This is a genomic window from Streptomyces sp. NPDC093544 (genome assembly GCF_040683495.1).
Classification (GTDB): Bacteria; Actinomycetota; Actinomycetes; order Streptomycetales; family Streptomycetaceae; genus Streptomyces.
In genome coordinates this window covers 39,739-57,705 of record NZ_JBFBEA010000025.1, presented here as the reverse complement: position 1 = coordinate 57,705, position 17,967 = coordinate 39,739, and the positions used below count along the sequence as shown (strand labels likewise).

At 68.7% G+C, this 17,967-nt stretch carries 12 protein-coding genes; 5 read left to right on the top strand and 7 right to left on the bottom strand.

Going from position 1 to position 17,967, the window contains the following annotated elements; genetic code table 11:
* Positions 1-81: 81 nt before the first annotated feature.
* The 3 genes from AB0N66_RS32335 to AB0N66_RS32325 form a co-directional block, all read right to left on the bottom strand.
* Positions 82-4,083, bottom strand: a complete 4,002-nt coding sequence (locus tag AB0N66_RS32335) for an Rne/Rng family ribonuclease (RefSeq protein WP_365441722.1) — start codon at positions 4,081-4,083, stop codon at positions 82-84.
* 245 nt (positions 4,084-4,328) lie between these two features.
* A complete protein-coding gene (locus AB0N66_RS32330) occupies positions 4,329-5,171 on the bottom strand; it encodes a TIGR03936 family radical SAM-associated protein (RefSeq protein WP_365441720.1) in 843 nt (280 codons plus the stop codon).
* Positions 5,172-5,219: 48 nt separating this feature from the next.
* Entirely contained in the window at positions 5,220-6,392 is a 1,173-nt protein-coding gene (locus AB0N66_RS32325) for a hypothetical protein (RefSeq protein ID WP_365441718.1), read from the bottom strand.
* A 66-nt stretch (positions 6,393-6,458) separates the two neighbouring features.
* Between AB0N66_RS32325 and AB0N66_RS32320 the strand changes: the two genes are divergently transcribed.
* From AB0N66_RS32320 to AB0N66_RS32300, 5 genes are all read left to right on the top strand, one after another.
* Entirely contained in the window at positions 6,459-6,767 is a 309-nt protein-coding gene (locus tag AB0N66_RS32320) for a transposase (RefSeq protein WP_365441716.1), read from the top strand.
* A complete protein-coding gene (locus AB0N66_RS32315) occupies positions 6,764-7,648 on the top strand; it encodes an IS3 family transposase (RefSeq protein WP_365441714.1) in 885 nt (294 codons plus the stop codon). The genes AB0N66_RS32320 and AB0N66_RS32315 overlap by 4 nt, the downstream gene beginning before the upstream one ends.
* Before the next feature lie 32 nt (positions 7,649-7,680).
* On the top strand, positions 7,681-9,558 hold the full coding sequence (locus AB0N66_RS32310) for an RHS repeat-associated core domain-containing protein (protein ID WP_365441712.1): 1,878 nt from the start codon (positions 7,681-7,683) through the stop codon (positions 9,556-9,558).
* Between the two features lie 2 nt (positions 9,559-9,560).
* Positions 9,561-9,992 carry a hypothetical protein gene (locus AB0N66_RS32305; protein ID WP_365441710.1) on the top strand — a complete coding sequence of 144 codons (432 nt, stop codon included), beginning with the start codon at positions 9,561-9,563 and terminating at the stop codon, positions 9,990-9,992.
* Positions 9,993-10,087: 95 nt separating this feature from the next.
* The gene (locus AB0N66_RS32300; protein WP_365441708.1) at positions 10,088-10,396 is read left to right on the top strand and encodes a hypothetical protein; all 309 of its coding nucleotides are present in this window, start codon (positions 10,088-10,090) and stop codon (positions 10,394-10,396) included.
* Positions 10,397-10,700: 304 nt separating this feature from the next.
* Here AB0N66_RS32300 and AB0N66_RS32295 read toward each other — a convergent pair whose 3' ends face one another.
* The 4 genes from AB0N66_RS32295 to mrdA form a co-directional block, all read right to left on the bottom strand.
* Positions 10,701-12,650 carry a TIGR03960 family B12-binding radical SAM protein gene (locus AB0N66_RS32295; RefSeq protein ID WP_365441706.1) on the bottom strand — a complete coding sequence of 650 codons (1,950 nt, stop codon included), beginning with the start codon at positions 12,648-12,650 and terminating at the stop codon, positions 10,701-10,703.
* Positions 12,651-12,790: 140 nt separating this feature from the next.
* Positions 12,791-14,338 (bottom strand): CYTH and CHAD domain-containing protein, encoded by a 1,548-nt coding sequence (locus AB0N66_RS32290; RefSeq protein ID WP_365441704.1) that lies wholly within the window; start codon positions 14,336-14,338, stop codon positions 12,791-12,793.
* 131 nt (positions 14,339-14,469) lie between these two features.
* The gene (rodA, locus tag AB0N66_RS32285) at positions 14,470-15,669 is read right to left on the bottom strand and encodes a rod shape-determining protein RodA (RefSeq protein WP_365441702.1); all 1,200 of its coding nucleotides are present in this window, start codon (positions 15,667-15,669) and stop codon (positions 14,470-14,472) included.
* A gap of 31 nt (positions 15,670-15,700) precedes the next feature.
* Positions 15,701-17,950, bottom strand: a complete 2,250-nt coding sequence (mrdA, locus tag AB0N66_RS32280; protein WP_365441700.1) for a penicillin-binding protein 2 — start codon at positions 17,948-17,950, stop codon at positions 15,701-15,703.
* Between the last annotated feature and the right edge of the window lie 17 nt (positions 17,951-17,967).

Here is a 17,967-nt window from a genome sequence, read left to right as displayed (position 1 = left end):
CGGAACGGCGGTGGCCCGCCCGGTTCTCACCGGGCGGGCCACCGCCGTTCTTCCGCCTCGTGTCGCGCGGGAGGGAGTCGGTCAGTCCTCCGTGAGCGCCGACACCGTCGACTGTTCCTGCTGCTCGGCCGCCGCTGTCTTCTTCGACGCCACCTTCTTGGTGGTCGTCTTCTTCGCGACGGTCTTCTTCGCGACCGTCTTCTTGGCCGCGGCCTTCTTGGTGACGGCCTTCTTCGCGGTCGCCTTCTTGGCGGTCTTGCGGGCAGCCGCCTTACTGGCCGGAGCGTCCACGTCCGCGTCGGCCTCGACCGTCTCGGTCACCGTCTCCGCCGAGACCGACGGGACGACCACGACGGCCGCCTCCGCGGACGCGGTGGGCGCGGTGGCCTTGCGGACGGCGCGACGGCGCGGGCGGGCCGGGGCGCCGCTCTCGACGGGCGCCTCGGCGACCTGCTCCGCGGCGGGCTCGGGCTTCGGCTCCTCCGTGGCAGGCGCCACGACCGGCTCCGTGACCGTCACCACGGCCTCCTCCGCCGCCTTCGGCGAACCGGCCGGGGCGGACACCTTCCGGGTCGCACGACGGCGCGTACGGCCCTTGGGAGCGGCCTCGTCCTCCTGTACGGCGGCGACGGGGGCCGGAGCCTCCTCGGTCACCTGGACAGCCGGAGCCTCGACGACCGGAGCCTGCGCGGCCGGCGCCTCGACAACCGGGTCCTCGACCGCGGCCGGCTCGGCCTCGGCGGCCTCGCGGGACTTGGCCGCCCGCTCCTCACGCCGACCCCGGGGGGCTCGCTCCTCGCCCTTGGGCGCACCGGCCGGAGCCGACGCGCGCCGGGTCGCCCGGCGGCGCGGACGCCCACGGGAGGCCGCGGCCTCCGCCTCGGCGGCGCTGCTGTACAGGTCCTCGTCGGGCACGAACTCCGGCTGGGCGAACGGGACCGGCGCGGCGACCTCGGCAGCCAGCTCGGCCTCGCTCTCGACCTCGTCCAGTTCCTCGGCCTCGGCGGTCTCCGTGGTCAGGACCTCATGGTCGTGCGTGTGCTCCTGCTCGGAACCGCCCCGGCCGCGCTTCTTGCGCTTGCCGCCGCCTCCCGCAGAGGTCGGCTGCTCCATGTGCACGATGACGCCGCGGCCGTTGCAGTGGACGCAGGTCTCGGAGAAGGACTCCAGCAGGCCCTGTCCGACGCGCTTGCGCGTCATCTGGACGAGGCCCAGCGAGGTCACCTCCGCCACCTGGTGCTTCGTACGGTCGCGTCCCAGGCACTCGAGCAGGCGCCGCAGCACCAGGTCCCTGTTGGACTCCAGGACCATGTCGATGAAGTCGATGACGACGATGCCGCCCAGGTCGCGCAGCCGCAGCTGGCGCACGATCTCCTCGGCCGCTTCCAGGTTGTTCCTGGTCACGGTCTCTTCGAGGTTGCCGCCCTGACCGGTGAACTTGCCGGTGTTGACGTCGACCACGACCATCGCCTCGGTCTTGTCGATCACCAGCGAACCGCCGCTGGGCAGCCAGACCTTGCGGTCCAGCGCCTTCATCAGCTGCTCGTCGATCCGGTACGTCGCGAAGACGTCGACCTCGGAGGTCCACTTCGACAGGCGGTCGGTCAGGTCGGGAGCGACATAGGAGACGTACCCGTGGATGGTCTCCCACGCGTCTTCACCGCTGACGATGACCTTGGAGAAGTCCTCGTTGAAGATGTCGCGGACGACGCGCACGGTCATGTCCGGCTCGCCGTACAGCAGCGTCGGTGCGTTCGAGCTGCCGCCGCTCTTCGACTTCTTCTGGATGTCCTCCCACTGCCCCTGCAGCCGCTCGACGTCACGGCGCAGTTCGTCCTCGCTCGCGCCCTCGGCGGCGGTGCGCACGATGACGCCCGCGTCCTCGGGGACGATCTTCTTGAGGATGGTCTTCAGGCGCGCGCGCTCGGTGTCGGGCAGCTTGCGGCTGATGCCGGTCATCGAGCCCTCGGGCACGTAGACCAGGTAGCGGCCGGGCAGGGACACCTGACTGGTGAGGCGGGCGCCCTTGTGACCGATCGGGTCCTTCGTGACCTGCACGAGCACCGACTGACCGGACTTCAGCGCGCTCTCGATACGACGCGGCCCGTGGGCCATGCCGAGCGCCTCGAAGTTGACCTCACCGGCGTACAGCACGGCGTTGCGGCCCTTGCCGATGTCGATGAAGGCGGCCTCCATCGACGGCAGGACGTTCTGCACCTTGCCGAGGTAGACGTTGCCGACGTACGAGGTCGACTGCTCCTTGTTGACGTAGTGCTCGACGAGCACGTTGTCCTCAAGAACGCCGATCTGGGTGCGCTCGCCGCTCTGGCGGACGACCATCACACGCTCGACGGCCTCACGGCGGGCCAGGAACTCGGCCTCCGTGATGATCGGAACGCGCCGGCGGCCCTGCTCGCGCCCTTCACGGCGACGCTGCTTCTTGGCTTCGAGGCGGGTCGAGCCCTTGATGGACTGCACCTCGTCGGACGGGTGCTCGTCCCTCTTGCTGACACTGCGGGGCTCGCGGACCTTGACGACGGTGCGCTCGGGGTCGCTCCCGGTGGGCTCGGCCTCGGTACCCGAGTCCCCGGCGCGGCGACGACGGCGCCGACGGCGCCGACTGCTGCTGGAGCCGGAGCCGCCCGGCTCGTCGTGCTCGTCGCCTTCCTCGGCATCGTCCTCGGCCTGCTCGGCGGTGTCCTCGGCGTCCTGCGCGACCTGCTCGGCTGCGTAGTCGTCGTCGGACTCGCCGTCCGAATCGGCGGACTCGCCACGACGACGACGACGGCCACCACGGCGGCGACGGCGACGGGAGCCGGCGGACTCCTCGTCACCCTCATCACTGTCGACGGCGTCCTCGACGGACTCGCCGTCCTCGGGCTCCTCCACCTCGTCGGTGGTGGGCTCCGGGGCGACGGGCTCCTCCTCGACGGCCCGGCGGCGACGGCGCCGACGCGACCCCGTCTCCTCTTCGACGGCCTCGACGGCCTCGACGGCCTCAGGGGCTACGACGGCCTCGGGGGCTACGACGGCCTCGCGAGTCTGCGGAGCCACGGCGGCCCTGCGCGCACGCCGAGCCACGGGGGCCTCGACGACCTCCGCAACCTCCTCGACCTCTTCCGACGCCTCGGCGGCGGCCGCGGCGGCGGCACGCTCCGGCGTCTGGAACATCGGCTCGGTGAACACGGGCGCCTGGAACACGGCGACGGCCGGACGCGCGGACTTCCGCGCCGACTCGGCTTCCTTCGGCGCGGGCGCGGAGAAACCGACGGCGGCCTTGCGTGTGGCGCGGCGGCGGCCACGACGCGGGGCCTCGTCCTCGATCTGCGCGTCCTCGGCCTGCACGGGCTCGGCCTGCGCGGGCTCCTCGGGCTGGGTCTCGCTGGTCACGGGCGCCTCCACACGCTCGTCGCCGGTGTCGCCCTCGGGCGCACCGGCGGGTGCGGAGACGCGCCGGGTGGCGCGACGTCGGGTGGTACGTCGGGCAGTGGCTTCCTCGGCGAGGGGAGCGGCGTCCGTGTCCTCGGGCTCGACGACGGTGGTCGCCGGCTCCTCGACGGTCTCGACGGCCGGGGCTGCCTGCGCGGCCTCGGCCGCCTTGGGCGCACCGGTGGGCGCGGAGGCACGGCGGGTCGCCCGGCGACGCGGACGACCGGCGGAAGCCGCCTCCTGGGTCTCCTCGGTTTCCACTGCGGGAGCGGGGGTCTCGGCGGGAGCGGCCTCAGCCGTCACCGCGGGCACCACGGTCTCGGCCGCCTCAGCAGCCTCAGCCGTCTCCGCAGCTCCGGCGGGTGCGGACACCCGGCGGGTGGCACGACGACGGGCACGACGCGGAGCGGCGGCGTCCTCGGCCTCTTCAGCTTCGGCCTGGACGGCCACTGCTGTCTCGTCCGCCTCCTCCACGAGGTCGGCGGACGCCACGACCGGTATGGCCGGCGCGGTGGTCTCGGCCGCGGCTTCGGCGGCGCCCGTGGGCGGGCCGGCCGGGCGCGACGCTGCGCGGCGGCGGCGCCGCGGCGGCAGGGTGTCGCTGGGGGTGTCGTTGTTGTCGGAACCCTCGATGGGTTCGGTCGGTTCGAGCATGCGGGTGGATCTCCCGTCAGGCTCCCGGGCGCCGCACCTGGTCCGGCGGTGCCGGTGACGTCCGCGGCTCGCGCGATGCGCGGTGCCGCCGTCCGGGGCGCGGGCGCCGCACGGGAGCTCTCTGTGTCCTGTCTCGCCGGTTCCGTACGCCATGTGTGCGTACGGCCTGGCGAAAGTCTTGTGGTCGGTGCACTGCCCGACCCAGGTGGCTCCCGAGTACGAGGGCGGCGCTACGACATCTGTCCTTACGCGGTACCTACCGGCACCGGCGCCTTCGCGGCGGCAGATGCGGCGACCCCGGTGCGATCGGCTGGGGCTGCCGTGACTGCCTCGCGGTCGGGCGCGAGCGGGTCGGTCACCGTGCCGGTCTCTTCATCGAACAGCCCCTGCGCCAGCCTGGTCACCGAAGCGGCGACCGGCGGCGCCAGGTCGGCCACGGCGCGAAGACCGGACAGGACGTCGTCGGGTCGAACGGCAGGCGTCACGTGCCGAACAACCAGCCGCAGTATCGCACAGGCCTGGTCGCTCGACCTATCAGCCTGTGGACTGTTCGTCCCATTGCTTGATTCACTGCTTGCTTGATTGCTTGCTTGGCCGCTCGTTGTTTCGAGGCTTGCCACGGCGGAACGGGCGTCGAACGTCCGCATGCCGTTCTTGGCCTTGCGCTGCACCTCGACGACATCCGCCGCCTTGAAGGCCTCGACCGCACGCTCCGCGTCCGCAGGGTCCACGCCGTCGAGGCGCAGCTCCCAGATCGAAGCGGTGAGCCGGTCGGCCAGCCCGGACGTCCGGGCCTCGACCGCCTCGATGATGTCGAGCCCGACAGGCATCGACTCGTCGAGGAGATCACGCAGCTTGTCCGGGTCACGCGCTTCGCTGAGCGCGATCTCCAGGTACTCCGCCTCACTGCCCGTGCCGGTGGGTGCGGCATTGGCGTACGACACCTTCGGATGCGGCGTGAATCCCGCCGAGTACGCCATCGGAACCTCGGCACGGCGCAACGCACGCTCGAAGGCGCGCTGGAAGTCACGGTGGCTGGTGAACCGGAGGCGGCCGCGCTTGGTGTAGCGCAGTCGGATGCGCTGCACCGCGGGTGCGGGCGGCGGGCCTTCGGGCTGTCGCTTGCCCAGTGTCGTTCAGTCCTTCGTGAGAGCGGTCTTACTACTACCTAGAGTACGTGTCTCGTCGGCTCCCGGTTCCCGCCGGGAGCCGACGAGAGCAACGGGCGCGGGCTCACGCGGGACCGGCAGCGGCTCCCTGGGCGTCCCGAAGAGCATCCGCCGGAAGTCGGCACGGGCCTGCCGCACGGACTCCTGGGCAGCGGCGAGAGCCTGCCGTGTCGCCCGTCCCACGCTGCGCGCGGCCTCGACGGCGGGCCGCAGGACCGTGTCGCGGACGGCATGCCCGACGGGAGTCAGCACGGCCTGGTACACCCACCGCACCGGCTCCACGAAGATCCACCGGAAGAGTCGCCCGAGGAACCGCCCGACGGCGAGCGAGATGTACCCGGCTACGCGCCAGGCGTGCCCGAGCGCGGTACCGACCTCGCGCCCGATGACGGCCAGGACGCGCCCGACCGGCACGAGCACCCACCGCCACAGGGCGAGCGCGGGCAGCACCAGCAGCACACGCAGGGTCCAGTAACACGCGACCCCGATCCCGGTGAAGATCGTCCGTACGAGCCACACCAGCCCCCGCACGGTCCAGGCGATCCCCCTCCCGACGGGCGCGAGCACCCACTCGTACAGCCACACACCCGGCACGACGAACAGATACCGCACCAGCCAAGCGACAGCGGCGAACAGCCCGGTCCCGACAGCCGCGAGTACCGCCCCCACGCCCCTGCCCAGCCAGGCAATCGCATGCCCGACGGGCGTGAGCACCCGCGCATAGACCCAGCCGAGGCCGGCCCCGATACCCCGGAACACCCAGCCGATCCCGGCCCCGATCCCCCGGGCAAGCCAGGCGACCGCATGCCCGATCGGTGTCAGCACGGTCCGGTAGAGCCACACCAGCGGCACCACGACAAGGGCGTATCCGAGCCACCCGACCGCCTTCCCGACCGGCACGACGACATACCGCCACGCCGTCACCAACGGCCAGACGAACACCGCCCACGCCACCCACGCCAGCGCGCGCCCCACCGGCCGCAGCGCGTAGTCCCGCAGAAACCGGCCACCGACGACCAGCGCGTCCCACACCATCCGCACCGGCAGGACCAGCACGAGCACCACGATCCGCACCGGGATACGGATCGCGACCGCGAGGCATCCCTCGGCCTGTGTCTGTTCCTGTGGGTGCGGCGGCATTTGGAGTGACCCCCGAAACTCCGACACCTGGACGCTGGATGTTGCGACATCCAGGGGAAGTGATCCATGGTGGCAAAGCGGAAGAATTACCCCCCGGAGTTCAAGCGGGACGCACTGGACCTGGTGCACTCTTCGAAGGACCGTTCGCTCACGGACATTGCCCGGGGCCTGGGCATCCATCTCGAGACGCTGCGCAAGTGGGTCCGCGATGACAAGGCCCGTCGCGAAGCAGCGGACGGCGGAAGTGATGCCGGCATGACCGCCTCCGACACGGACGAGCTCAAACGCTTGCGGCGGGAGAACGCGCGGCTGAGGGAGGACAACGAGATCCTCCGGAAAGCCGCCGCCTATTTCGCGCGGGAGACGACACGGTGATCCGCTTCCGTTTCGTCGACGAGCACCGGAACGCCCACGGCGTGAAGCGGATGTGCGACGTCCTGGGATGGGACCGCTCCGGCTACTACGCCTGGCACGGAAACAAGGAGGCACGGCAGGAGAAGGCCGACGCGGAAGAGGACCTGGCCCGCCGCATCCGGGACATCCACACCGGTTCCCGGGGCGCCTACGGCGCTCGCAGGATCACGCAGAAACTGCACCATCAAGGCCACGTCGTGAACCACAAACGGGTCGCACGGATCATGCGGGAGCGGGAGATCACCGGGATAACACGACGGAAGTCGCGGTGCCTGACGAAGCAGGACCGCGCCGCGCCACCCGCGCCGGATCTGATTCTGCGGGACTTCACGGCTCCGATGCCGGGTCTGAGACTTGTCGGCGATATCACCTATCTGCCGACGGCTGAGGGGTGGCTGTATCTGGCGACGGTGATCGACCTGTGCACGCGGGAGGTCGTGGGCTGGGCAATGGCCGACCACATGCGTACTCAACTGGTGGCAGACGCCATCCGAATGGCCTATATCGGCGGACACACAGCTGGTAACGCAATCTTTCACACGGACCGCGGGTCGCAATATACGTCGCGCCAATTCAGGGGTGTGTTGGCCGAGTTGGATATCCGTCAGAGCGCTGGCCGGACCGGTTCATGCTTCGACAACGCAGCAGCGGAGAGCTTCTTCGCCGTCCTGAAAGCCGAGATCGGTACGACCATATGGGAGACCAGGGCCGCAGCTCGACAGGACGTTTTCCGGTGGATCGCTGAGTATTACAACCGGGAGCGACTCCACTCGACCATCGGCTACATCACGCCGCACCAGGCGAGGACCCGCTTCCACCAACGGCTGGACCTCGTGGCATAAAACGGAAGTGTCGGCACCTACGGGGTCACTTCATGACCCTGCGCAACAACGGCGTCCTCTCCGAGGACTTCGTCTACAACAGCGCCGGACAGCTCACCAAGACCCGCGGCTTTTCCTACACCTACGACGCCGCGGGCCAGATGCTCACCCGCAAGTACGCCGACGGCAACACCATCACCAACACCTACGACGCCGACGGCCGCACCTCCACCATGGCCGCCGACTCCACCACCACCAACTACGCCTACGACCCCGACGGAAACCTCACTCGCACCACGCTCCCCAACACCCTCATCGAGGACCGTGCCTACGACACTGCCGGCCGATTGACGTCCGTCGCCTCCACACAGGCCGGAGCGGTGATCACCAAGACCGCCCTCACACTGTCGGCGGCCGGGCAGCCCACCCACATCGACACCACCCGCACCGGAGTGGCCACAGGCGGCTACGACCTCACCTACGACAAGGCCGGGCGCATCACCGCCGGCTGCTTCCCCCAGCCGACGGTCAGCGGCTGCGCCGACACCCGCACCACCACCTACAGCTGCGACAAGGCGGGCAACCGCCTCACCGCGACGCTGGGCACGAGGAACACCAGCTACAGCTATGACGCCGCCGACCAACTCCTCTCGTCGACCACCGGGACCACGACCACCGACTACGGCTACGACGGCGAGGGCAACCAGACCAAGGCCGGAGCCAACACCTACACCTACGACCTAGCCGGGCAGATCTCCGCCGCCAATGTCGGCGGCATTGCCTACGCCTACCAGCACGACGCCGAGGGCAACCTGGTCACCACCAGCCAGGCCGGCGCTCTCACCAAGCGCACCGAGTGGGACCCCAACGCCCCGCTCCCGACCCTGGCCACCGAGTACGACGGCACAGGGGCGGTCCAGCAGTCCTACCGCTATGACCCGCTCGGCCAGGCTGCTTCCGCCAAGACCGGCGCCGGCAAGGTGTACACCTATACCCACGACGCTTTGGGCTCGCCCCTCGACGTCACCGGCAGCACCGGCACGGTCTTCCAGCGATGGGCCTACGACCCCTTCGGCACCCGCGTCCGCAGCACCGTGACCGGCGGTGCCCCGGAGTCCGCACCCTCCTACGCCGGCGCCTACTTCGACACGACGACCAGCTACCTCGACCTGCGGGCCCGCCAATACGACACATTTACTGGCCGCTTCACCCGCCCCGACCCGCTCACCCCTGACACGGACACGCCCTACACGCAGCCGTACGCCTACGTGGAGAACATGCCGACCAGCCGCGTCGATCCAAGTGGCCTGTGCAGCGTAACCACGCAGATGAAGGATCTGTTCTCGGGCAACTGGGGCTGGAACAACGACTGCGCGAAGGAGGACCGCGAAACCGCAACGGAGTCCCCGGCGGTCCAGTCGGCGAAGAACCTCTCCGACAACGTGACCAAGGCAGCGATCGAGGCGGCGGGCCAGGCAGGCCTCGGCTTGCTCGACGGGCTGACCCTCGGCGGGTTCAGCTACTTCAGCGGAGCCCAGATCACCTGCCCGCCGGCTTACAACCTCGGCTACTACGCGAGCATGGTGCCCTTCCCGGTCTCGGGAGGGGGCAGGGGTATTTACCTCCTCCCGAAGGCGATAAACTTGCCTTCCTGGAAAACCGTTGCGGTGGATATGATCCACGTACTTGAGAGGCATACGGCGGATGGAAAGATTTATAAGCAGAGCATGAAAAAGACAAAGTTTCCCGACTACATGTCGCCGAAAAAGATCGAATCGACGATCATAACGGCTTATCGATTTGCTGTTCCGGCGGGCCGGTCGCAGGGGTCCAGGATACTTCTCAGAGGTATGGCGGAAGGGCTGGAGATCGAAATGTGGCTGGATAAGTCAACAAAGTTGATTGAGACTGCCTACCCGGTCTGGCGATAATCGTGGAGTTTTCTCTGTTCTGCGACTTGGAGTCGCTGGAGATCTCTCGCTCCGGGACTATTTGGGGAGGTGTCTGGATCGAGGCCGCTGATGAGAAATTTCCCGAACCCGGGTGGAACGATATGCCGGTAGCGTTCACCTGTGAACTGACCAGCGCACTAGTGGCGGCCAGGGAGAGGAAATTCCTTTCCAGGCAAGTGCGCTTCTATGACGGACCATTTTGGCTGATCGTCGAAAGTTCTTCCCCTGGAGACCTTGTCGTAACACTAGGAGGATCCGATGGCAAGAAAGTGCTCAAGCCACTTCCCGTAGCAAAGGCTCTTGAGCATGTATTCCCAACGGTATTGGGGCTTCTCCATACCTGCCGTGCGCGAGGATGGGGCGAGAATCCGGACGTCGTCAGCCTCGCGCACGTTGTGGCGTCGCTGGAGTGAGGGAAAATTGGACAGTCTGAAACCGTAGCTGACGGGCCGCATAGCGGCGCATGCGCTAACGCTCGGATGAGCAGAAGTCGTTCATAATTCCGGACGTGAACCCCGAAGACCGCATTGTCGAATCGACTTCGCAAGACGCGACCTTCACATCGGCCGACGGCTGGATTCGCCAGCGGATCCTTGACCGTTTCCGCCAGCCCGATCACCATCACAACGACGACGATGCCGACCACAGCGCCAGGGCTCCGCGCAGCCTCCGAGACACCTGCGCCCCCGCCGTCTCTTCTGCGGCGGGGGCGCAGGTGACGCCCATTCCCCAGAACGAGCATGGTCATCGCCCTGGCTCCGCCACCGAGGACCACTCGCCGACGGCCCACTCGAAGGCGGCTCACTCACTGGCATGACTGCCTTCTCCGTAGCGGGCAACGCCACGCCAGGAAGCCAGAGACCCACCCCGCGAACCGAGAACAGCCACTCAGGCGACGACCAGCCCCGTACAGCCCCCTCCTGGGCTGTCAGTCCTCAAACCACTCCACCTCGGAGTGAACGGTAGAAGAGCCCCCAGACAGCGGCAGAGGCGTTCTCGGCGCCTCCCGCACGATCCCCCGCCGCTCGCTCCGAGCACCAAGCGCCCTCAGGACAGCAGCCACCTCTTCCTCGCTGCCGTCCCCGAGAGCCTCTACGACGCGCCGCAACCCCTCACTCATGTCAGTGAGCGTGTCCGCTGCCCTCAACACCCTTGACCGCCAGCGGCAGCAGCTTCTTGCCCGTGGGGCCGATCTGAATTGTCGTGTCCATGGCGGGGCACACCCCACAGTCGAAGCAAGGCGTCCACCGGCAGTCCTCGACCTCTGTCTCGTCGAGGGAGTCCTGCCAGTCCTCCCAGAGCCAGTCCTTGTCGAGGCCGGAGTCGAGGTGGTCCCAGGGGAGGACCTCCTCGTAGGTGCGCTCGCGGGTGGTGTACCAGGCGACGTCCACGCCGAAGGCGGGGAGGGTCTTCTCGGCGCAGGCCATCCAGCGGTCGTAGGAGAAGTGCTCGCGCCAGCCGTCGAAGCGGCCGCCGTCCTCGTACACCGCGCGGATCACGGCGCCGATGCGGCGGTCACCGCGGGAGAGCAGGCCCTCGACGATGCCGGGCTTGCCGTCGTGGTAGCGGAAGCCGATCGAGCGGCCGTACTTCTTGTCGCCGCGGATCTTGTCGCGGAGCTTGGTGAGGCGGGCGTCCGTCTCCTCGGCGGAGAGCTGCGGGGCCCACTGGAACGGGGTGTGGGGCTTGGGCACGAAGCCGCCGATGGACACCGTGCAGCGGATGTCGTTCTGGCCGGAGACCTTGCGGCCCTCGGCGATGACCTTCATCGCCATGTCGGCGATCTGGAGGACGTCCTCGTCCGTCTCCGTCGGCAGGCCGCACATGAAGTACAGCTTCACCTGGCGCCAGCCGTTGCCGTAGGCGGTCGACACCGTCCGGATCAGGTCCTCTTCCGAGACCATCTTGTTGATGACCTTGCGCAGGCGCTCGCTGCCGCCCTCAGGGGCGAAGGTCAGGCCCGAGCGACGCCCGTTGCGCGTCAACTCGTTCGCCAGGTCCACGTTGAAGGCGTCGACGCGGGTCGAGGGGAGCGAGAGGCCGATCTTGTCCTCCGTGTACCGGTCCGCCAGGCCCTTCGCGATGTCGCCGATCTCCGAGTGGTCCGCGGAGGAGAGGGAGAGGAGGCCCACCTCCTCGAAGCCCGTCGCCTTCAGGCCCTTCTCCACCATGTCGCCGATGCCCGTGATCGAGCGCTCGCGCACCGGGCGGGTGATCATGCCCGCCTGGCAGAACCGGCAGCCGCGTGTGCAGCCGCGGAAGATCTCCACCGACATCCGCTCGTGGACCGTCTCCGCGAGCGGGACGAGGGGCTGCTTGGGGTAGGGCCACTCGTCGAGGTCCATGACCGTGTGCTTGCTGACCCGCCACGGGACGCCCGACTTGTTCGGTACGACGCGCGCGATGCGGCCGTCGGCGAGGTACTCGACGTCGTAGAACGCCGGGATGTACACCGATCCCGTCTTCGCGAGGCGGAACAGCACCTCCTCGCGACCGCCCGGCCTGCCCTCCGCCTTCCAGGCGCGGACGATGTCCGTCATGTCGAGCACGGCCTGCTCGCCGTCGCCGATGATCACCGCGTCGATGAACTCGGCGATCGGCTCGGGGTTGAAGGCCGCATGGCCGCCGGCCAGCACGATCGGGTCGTCCAACCCCCGATCCTTCGACTCCAGCGGGATCCCCGCCAGGTCCAGCGCCGTCAGCATGTTCGTGTAGCCCAGCTCCGTGGAGAAGGACAGACCGAAAACGTCGAAGGCCTTCACCGGCCGGTGGCTGTCCACCGTGAACTGGGGGACCTTGTGCTCCCGCATCAGCTCCTCGAGGTCCGGCCACACGCTGTAGGTGCGCTCGGCGAGCACGCCCTCGCGCTCGTTCAGTACCTCGTAGAGGATCATGACGCCCTGGTTGGGCAGCCCCACCTCGTACGCGTCCGGGTACATGAGCGCCCAGCGGACGTCACAGGCGTCCCAGTCCTTGACCGTGGAGTTGAGCTCTCCGCCGACGTACTGAATCGGCTTCTGCACATGCGGGAGCAGAGCTTCGAGCTGCGGGAAGACCGATTCGGCTGGCATCTGGCGAACCTTCGTGAGCTGAGTGGGCTGACAGGGCTAGCTGGCAGGGCAGGCAAGGCAGGAGTGGTCATCCAGCCTAACGCGGCCCGAGGTACCCCCCGCACCGCCGATCCACCGGCCGCCCGGGCACAGGCGGTGATTCAGACCGCGGCCCGTTCCCCGATCGTCTCCCAGGCCTCCGGCAGCGCCGCCTCGACCGCCGCCGCCCGCTGCTCCTCCCTCCCGTACAGCACCCCGTACGTGAAGGCGCTCTCCCCCGCCGCGTACGCCTGGGCCCCGAGTTCGAGCAGCGCTTCGCGGGCCATCACGCTGTCCTGGTGGTCGCCGAGCAGACTCTGCAGGGACTTCATCGACTTGACCAGGTCGGCGGCCGGCTTACCGAGGGCGGGGGCGGCGGCCTCGGCCGCGTACCGGGTGCGCTTGGCCTTCTTGCGGGCGTCGTGCATCGCGAAGTCGCGGTCGGCGCCGGAGGGGCGTTCGAGAGCCTCCGCGATCAGGTCGGAGACCTTTTTGAAGTCCTTGCGTACGGCCTTCGCGATCACCGTCGACGGGTCGCCCGCCGCCGCCTTGAGCAGCGGCGGATCCGCGGCTAGCGCGTCGAGCGCGATCAGCAGGTCGAGGTAGCGCTCGCCGTCGAGTACGTCGATCAGCCGCTGCCGGGAGCCGCCGCGGCGGGCATCCGACCAGGTGCTCAGACGGGCGGGGACGGGCCCGGAGAGAAGGTTGCGCGGCAGGTCTTCGAGGGCCTGCGTCAGCCGTTCGGTGAGGACTTCCTGGTCGCGGTCGACGCCCAACTCGCCCGCCAGCCACTTCAGTTCGTCGCCGATCGGGTCGGTGACGGCACGGTCGAGAATCTTGCCGTACGAGCGGAACGCGCTGCGCAGCCGACGGGTGGCGACGCGCATGCTGTGCACGGAGTCGTGGAGGTCGCGCCGGACGGCGGGATCCAGCTCGACGATCGCGTCACGCTGGGTGCGGATGTACGCCAGAACGTGGTCGCCCGCACTGACGGGCTCCTTCGCCACGGCGGGCGCACCGGCCCCCACGGCAGGCGCCCCGGCCTTCTTGCCCTTCGTCCTCGGCGCCGTCTCCCCCAGCGCCTTCGCCAGCTTGGACGCCGACGAGGAGCGGGCCAGACCCGCCTTGCGGAGCTTCTTCTCGACCTTGTCGAGGAAGGCGGGGTCGCCGTCGTCCGCGAGCTCCACCTCGATCTCGGTCCACTCGGCGGTGCCCCCGCCGCCGCTGAGCCGCTCGGCGCGGACACGGTCGAGGCTGACCTCGGCGAGCAGGGCGCCGGAGTCGTCGACGAGATGGCGGACGTCACGGGCCGAGCGCAGGCGTACGAGGGGGACGAGTTCGGCGTCGCGCACCCGGGAGCGTACGAGGCCGGTCAGCGAGTGGGGCGGGTCGTCGGAGAGCGGGGCCCGGATCTCGTCGCGTACGTCTTCGGCGACGGGGAATTTGAGATGCCAGCCCGCGTCGTCGCCGCCGGTGCGGCGGCGCAGTGTGAGGGACGCGGCGGCGAGCCGCTGGTCGGCCGTGTCGTAGTAGGTGGCGTCGAGTTCGGCGACGCCCTTGTCGATGACGGACGCGACCCCTGCGACGCCCGTCAGTTCCGGCAGTCCCGCGTCACCCTCGGCTGCGGGACCTTCGTACTTTCGCTCGATCTCGCGCTTTGTGTCCGCCATGCACCGAATCTAGACGCGATCTCGGGCCGGCGGCAGACCCCGATGTGTCCGGACCCGTCATCTCGGCCACATTTGTCGTTTTCCCGGGTGTCGCCCCACGTTGTCCGGGGCGACACCCGGGCGCCCAAGTCTCAGGCGGACATCGGTCGCTGCACCCTGATCGACTGCAACAGCCCGACGGCCACCCACACCGCGAACATCGATGAGCCGCCGTACGACACAAAGGGCAGTGGCAGCCCCGCGACCGGCATGATGCCGAGGGTCATGCCGATGTTCTCGAAGGACTGGAAGGCGAACCAGGCGATGATCCCGGCGGCGACGATCGTGCCGTACAGCTCGGTCGTCTCGCGGGCAATACGGCAGGCGCGCCACAGGATGACGCCGAGGAGCAGCAGGATCAGCCCGGCGCCGACGAAGCCCAGTTCCTCGCCCGCGACGGTGAAGACGAAGTCCGTCTGCTGTTCGGGGACGAACTGGCCGGTGGTCTGTGAGCCCTTGCCGAGGCCGGTGCCGAAGAGGCCGCCCGAACCGATCGCGATACGCGCCTGGTTGGTGTTGTAGCCGACGCCGGCCGGGTCGAGCTCGGGGTTGGCGAAGGCGGCGAAGCGGTTGATCTGGTACTCGTCGAGGATCTTGAGCTGCCAGACCGCGATGGCGCCGAGCGCACCAGCGCCGAGCAGTCCGAACACCCAGCGGTTGGAGGCGCCGGAGGCGAGCAGCACGCCCAGCACGATGATGACCATGACCATGACCGAGCCGAGGTCGGGCATCAGCATGACGATCATCATCGGCACGGCGGCCAGGCCGAGCGCCTGGAGGACCGTGCGGTGGTCGGGGTAGGGCTTGTCGCCCGCGTCGACACGGGCCGCAAGGAGCATCGCCATGCCCAGGATGATCGTGATCTTCACGAACTCGGAGGGCTGGAGCGAGAAGCCACCGCCGAGCACGATCCACGCGTGGGCGCCGTTGACCGTGGCGCCGAGCGGGGTGAGCACCGCGAGGATCAGGGCGACCGAGAGGCCGTACAGGATCGGGACGGCCGTGCGCAGGGTGCGGTGGCCGAGCCAGACCGTGCCGACCATCAGGCCGAAGCCGATGCCGGTGTTCATGAGGTGCCGGATCAGGAAGTAGTACGGGTCGCCCTGGTTGATCTCGGTGCGGTTGCGGGTCGCCGAGTAGACGAGGACCGAGCCGATGACCGAGAGCGCGATGGCCGAGAAGAGTATCGGCCAGTCAAGACGCCTGGTCAGCGAGTCACGGGCGAACAGCCGCGAGAGGCTGCCGCGTTCGGGTCCGTACCCGGAGACGGAGAAGTTGTTCGCGCCGGTCATACGAGTCTCCGCCTCTTGTTCGGGGCGATGGTCATGTCAGGATCCTTCGCCTCTTCGGGCGGGCTCTGCGCCGTCGGGTGTCACGGTTCTCGGCCGAGGGCGACGAGGTCGTCGCCCCGGGCAGTTGTCCGTCCGTCCCGGTGAACGCAGCGGGCTCGGTGGCCTGCTCCTTCTTCGGGTCGTACTTCTCGATCTTCGGGGCGTCGATCGAACCGTCGGACTGGACCTTCGGCAGGCTCTTCTGCGGGGTGGGCAGCAGCGCCTTCTTGTTGTCGATCTTGCCGTCCGGGGAGACGCCGTAGAGCGCGTTGTAGATGTTGCGCACGGCGGGGCCCGAGGCACCGGAACCCGTACCACCCTGGGAGATGGTCATGATGACCGTGTAGTCCTTGGTGTACGTGGCGAACCACGAGGTCGTCTGCTTGCCGTAGACCTCGGCGGTACCCGTCTTGGCGTGCATCGGGATCTCGTCCTGCGGCCAGCCGCCGAATCGCCAGGCGGCCGTACCGGTGGTCGCGACTCCCGCGAGGGCTCCGTCTATCTCGTCGCGCGTCTTCGACGTCATCGGCAGCTTGCCGTTCGCCTTCGGCGCGATCTCCTCGACGCTCTTGCCGTCGGCGCTGACGATGGCCTTGCCGACGGTGGGCTCGTACAGGGTGCCGCCGTTGGAGATCGCTCCGTAGATCGCCGCCATCTGGATCGGGGTGACGAGGGTGTCGCCCTGTCCGATGGAGTAGTTGACGGAGTCACCGGCGCGCATCTTGTTGCCTTCGAGGCAGTTCTCGTACGCGATCTGCTCGGCGTACGTGCCGCCCTTCTTGCCGTACTTGCACCAGGCGTCCTTGTTGGCCTCCCAGTAGCTTTCCTTCCACTGGCGGTCGGGGATGCGCCCGGTGACCTCGTTCGGGAGATCGATGCCGGTCTCCGCGCCGAGGCCGAACTGGTGGGCCGTCTTGTAGAACCAGTCGTCGGGGTTCTTCTTCGGGTCGATGCCGCCGTCCTTCTTCCACTCCTCGTGCGAGAGGCGGTAGAAGACGGTGTCGCAGGAGACCTCCAGGGCCCGGCCGAGGCTGATCGGGCCGTATCCCTTGGACTCGAAGTTCTTGAAGACCTGGCCGCCGACGGAGTACGAGCTGGAGCACTCGTAGGGGCCGTCGAAGGAGTAGCCCGCATTGATGGCGGCGGCCGTCGGGACGACCTTGAAGATCGAGCCGGGGGCCGACTGGCCCTGGATCGCCCGGTTGAGCAGCGGGTAGTTGGAGTTCTTGCCGGTCAGCTGGGCGTAGTCCTTGCCGGAGATGCCGCCGACCCAGGCGTTCGGGTCGTACGTCGGGTTGGACGCCATGGCGACCACACGGCCGGTCTTGGCCTCCATCACCACGACGGCCCCGGAGTCCGCCTTGTAGTTCTCGCCGGTGTTCTTGTCGAACTCGGTGCGGGCGACCTTCATCGCCTCGTTGAGCTCGTACTCGGCGACGCTCTGCACGCGGGCGTCGATGCTGGTGACGACGTTCGAACCGGGCTGGGCGGCGTCGCTCTCGGCCTGTCCGATGACGCGGCCGAGGTTGTCGACCTCGTAGCGGGTGACGCCCGCCTTGCCGCGCAGCTCCTGGTCGTACTGGCGCTCCAGGCCCGAGCGGCCCACCTGGTCGGAGCGCAGATACGGCGAGTCGCTGTCCTCGGCCTTGGTGATCTCGTCGTCGGTGACGGGCGAGAGATAGCCCAGCACCTGCGCGGTGTTGGCTCCGCCGGGGGCGGCGTAGCGGCGTACGGCCTCGGGCTCGGCGCTGATGCCGGGGAAGTCCTCGGAGCGCTCGCGGATCTGCAGGGCCTGCTTGGCGGTGGCCTCGTCGGTGATGGGGATCGGCTGGTAGGGCGAGCCGTTCCAGCACGGCTGCGGCGTCTTGGCGTCGCAGAGGCGGACCTTCTCCATGACGTCCTGCGGCTTCATGCCGAGGACGCCTGCGAGTTTGGTGAGGACGGCCTCGCCGTCGTCCTTCATCTTCAGCAGGTCGGTGCGCGAGGCGGAGACCACGAGCCGGGTCTCGTTGTCGGCGATCGGCACACCGCGGGCGTCGAGGATCGAGCCGCGTACGGCGGGACTGACGACCTGCTGCACGTGGTTGCCGGAGGCCTCCTTGGCGTACTCGTCGCCGTTGCGGATCTGGAGATACCAGAGGCGTCCGCCGAGGGTGCCGAGGAGGGACAGTACGAGAATCTGGATGACGACGAGTCGGATCTGGACCCGTGGGGTCCGACCGGTCTCGGGGATGTTGGTCACTGCTGCTGCCTCCCCCT

Bases quoted from the DNA above. Each gene is read 5' to 3' on its own strand.
- AB0N66_RS32310 (WP_365441712.1), top strand. From the start codon at position 7,681: ATGACCCTGCGCAACAACGGCGTCCTCTCCGAGGACTTCGTCTACAAC.
- AB0N66_RS32295 (WP_365441706.1), bottom strand. From the start codon at position 12,650: ATGCCAGCCGAATCGGTCTTCCCGCAGCTCGAAGCTCTGCTCCCGCAT.
- AB0N66_RS32320 (WP_365441716.1), top strand. From the start codon at position 6,459: ATGGTGGCAAAGCGGAAGAATTACCCCCCGGAGTTCAAGCGGGACGCA.
- rodA (WP_365441702.1), bottom strand. From the start codon at position 15,669: ATGACCGGCGCGAACAACTTCTCCGTCTCCGGGTACGGACCCGAACGC.
- AB0N66_RS32325 (WP_365441718.1), bottom strand. From the start codon at position 6,392: ATGCCGCCGCACCCACAGGAACAGACACAGGCCGAGGGATGCCTCGCG.
- AB0N66_RS32335 (WP_365441722.1), bottom strand. From the start codon at position 4,083: ATGCTCGAACCGACCGAACCCATCGAGGGTTCCGACAACAACGACACC.
- AB0N66_RS32290 (WP_365441704.1), bottom strand. From the start codon at position 14,338: ATGGCGGACACAAAGCGCGAGATCGAGCGAAAGTACGAAGGTCCCGCA.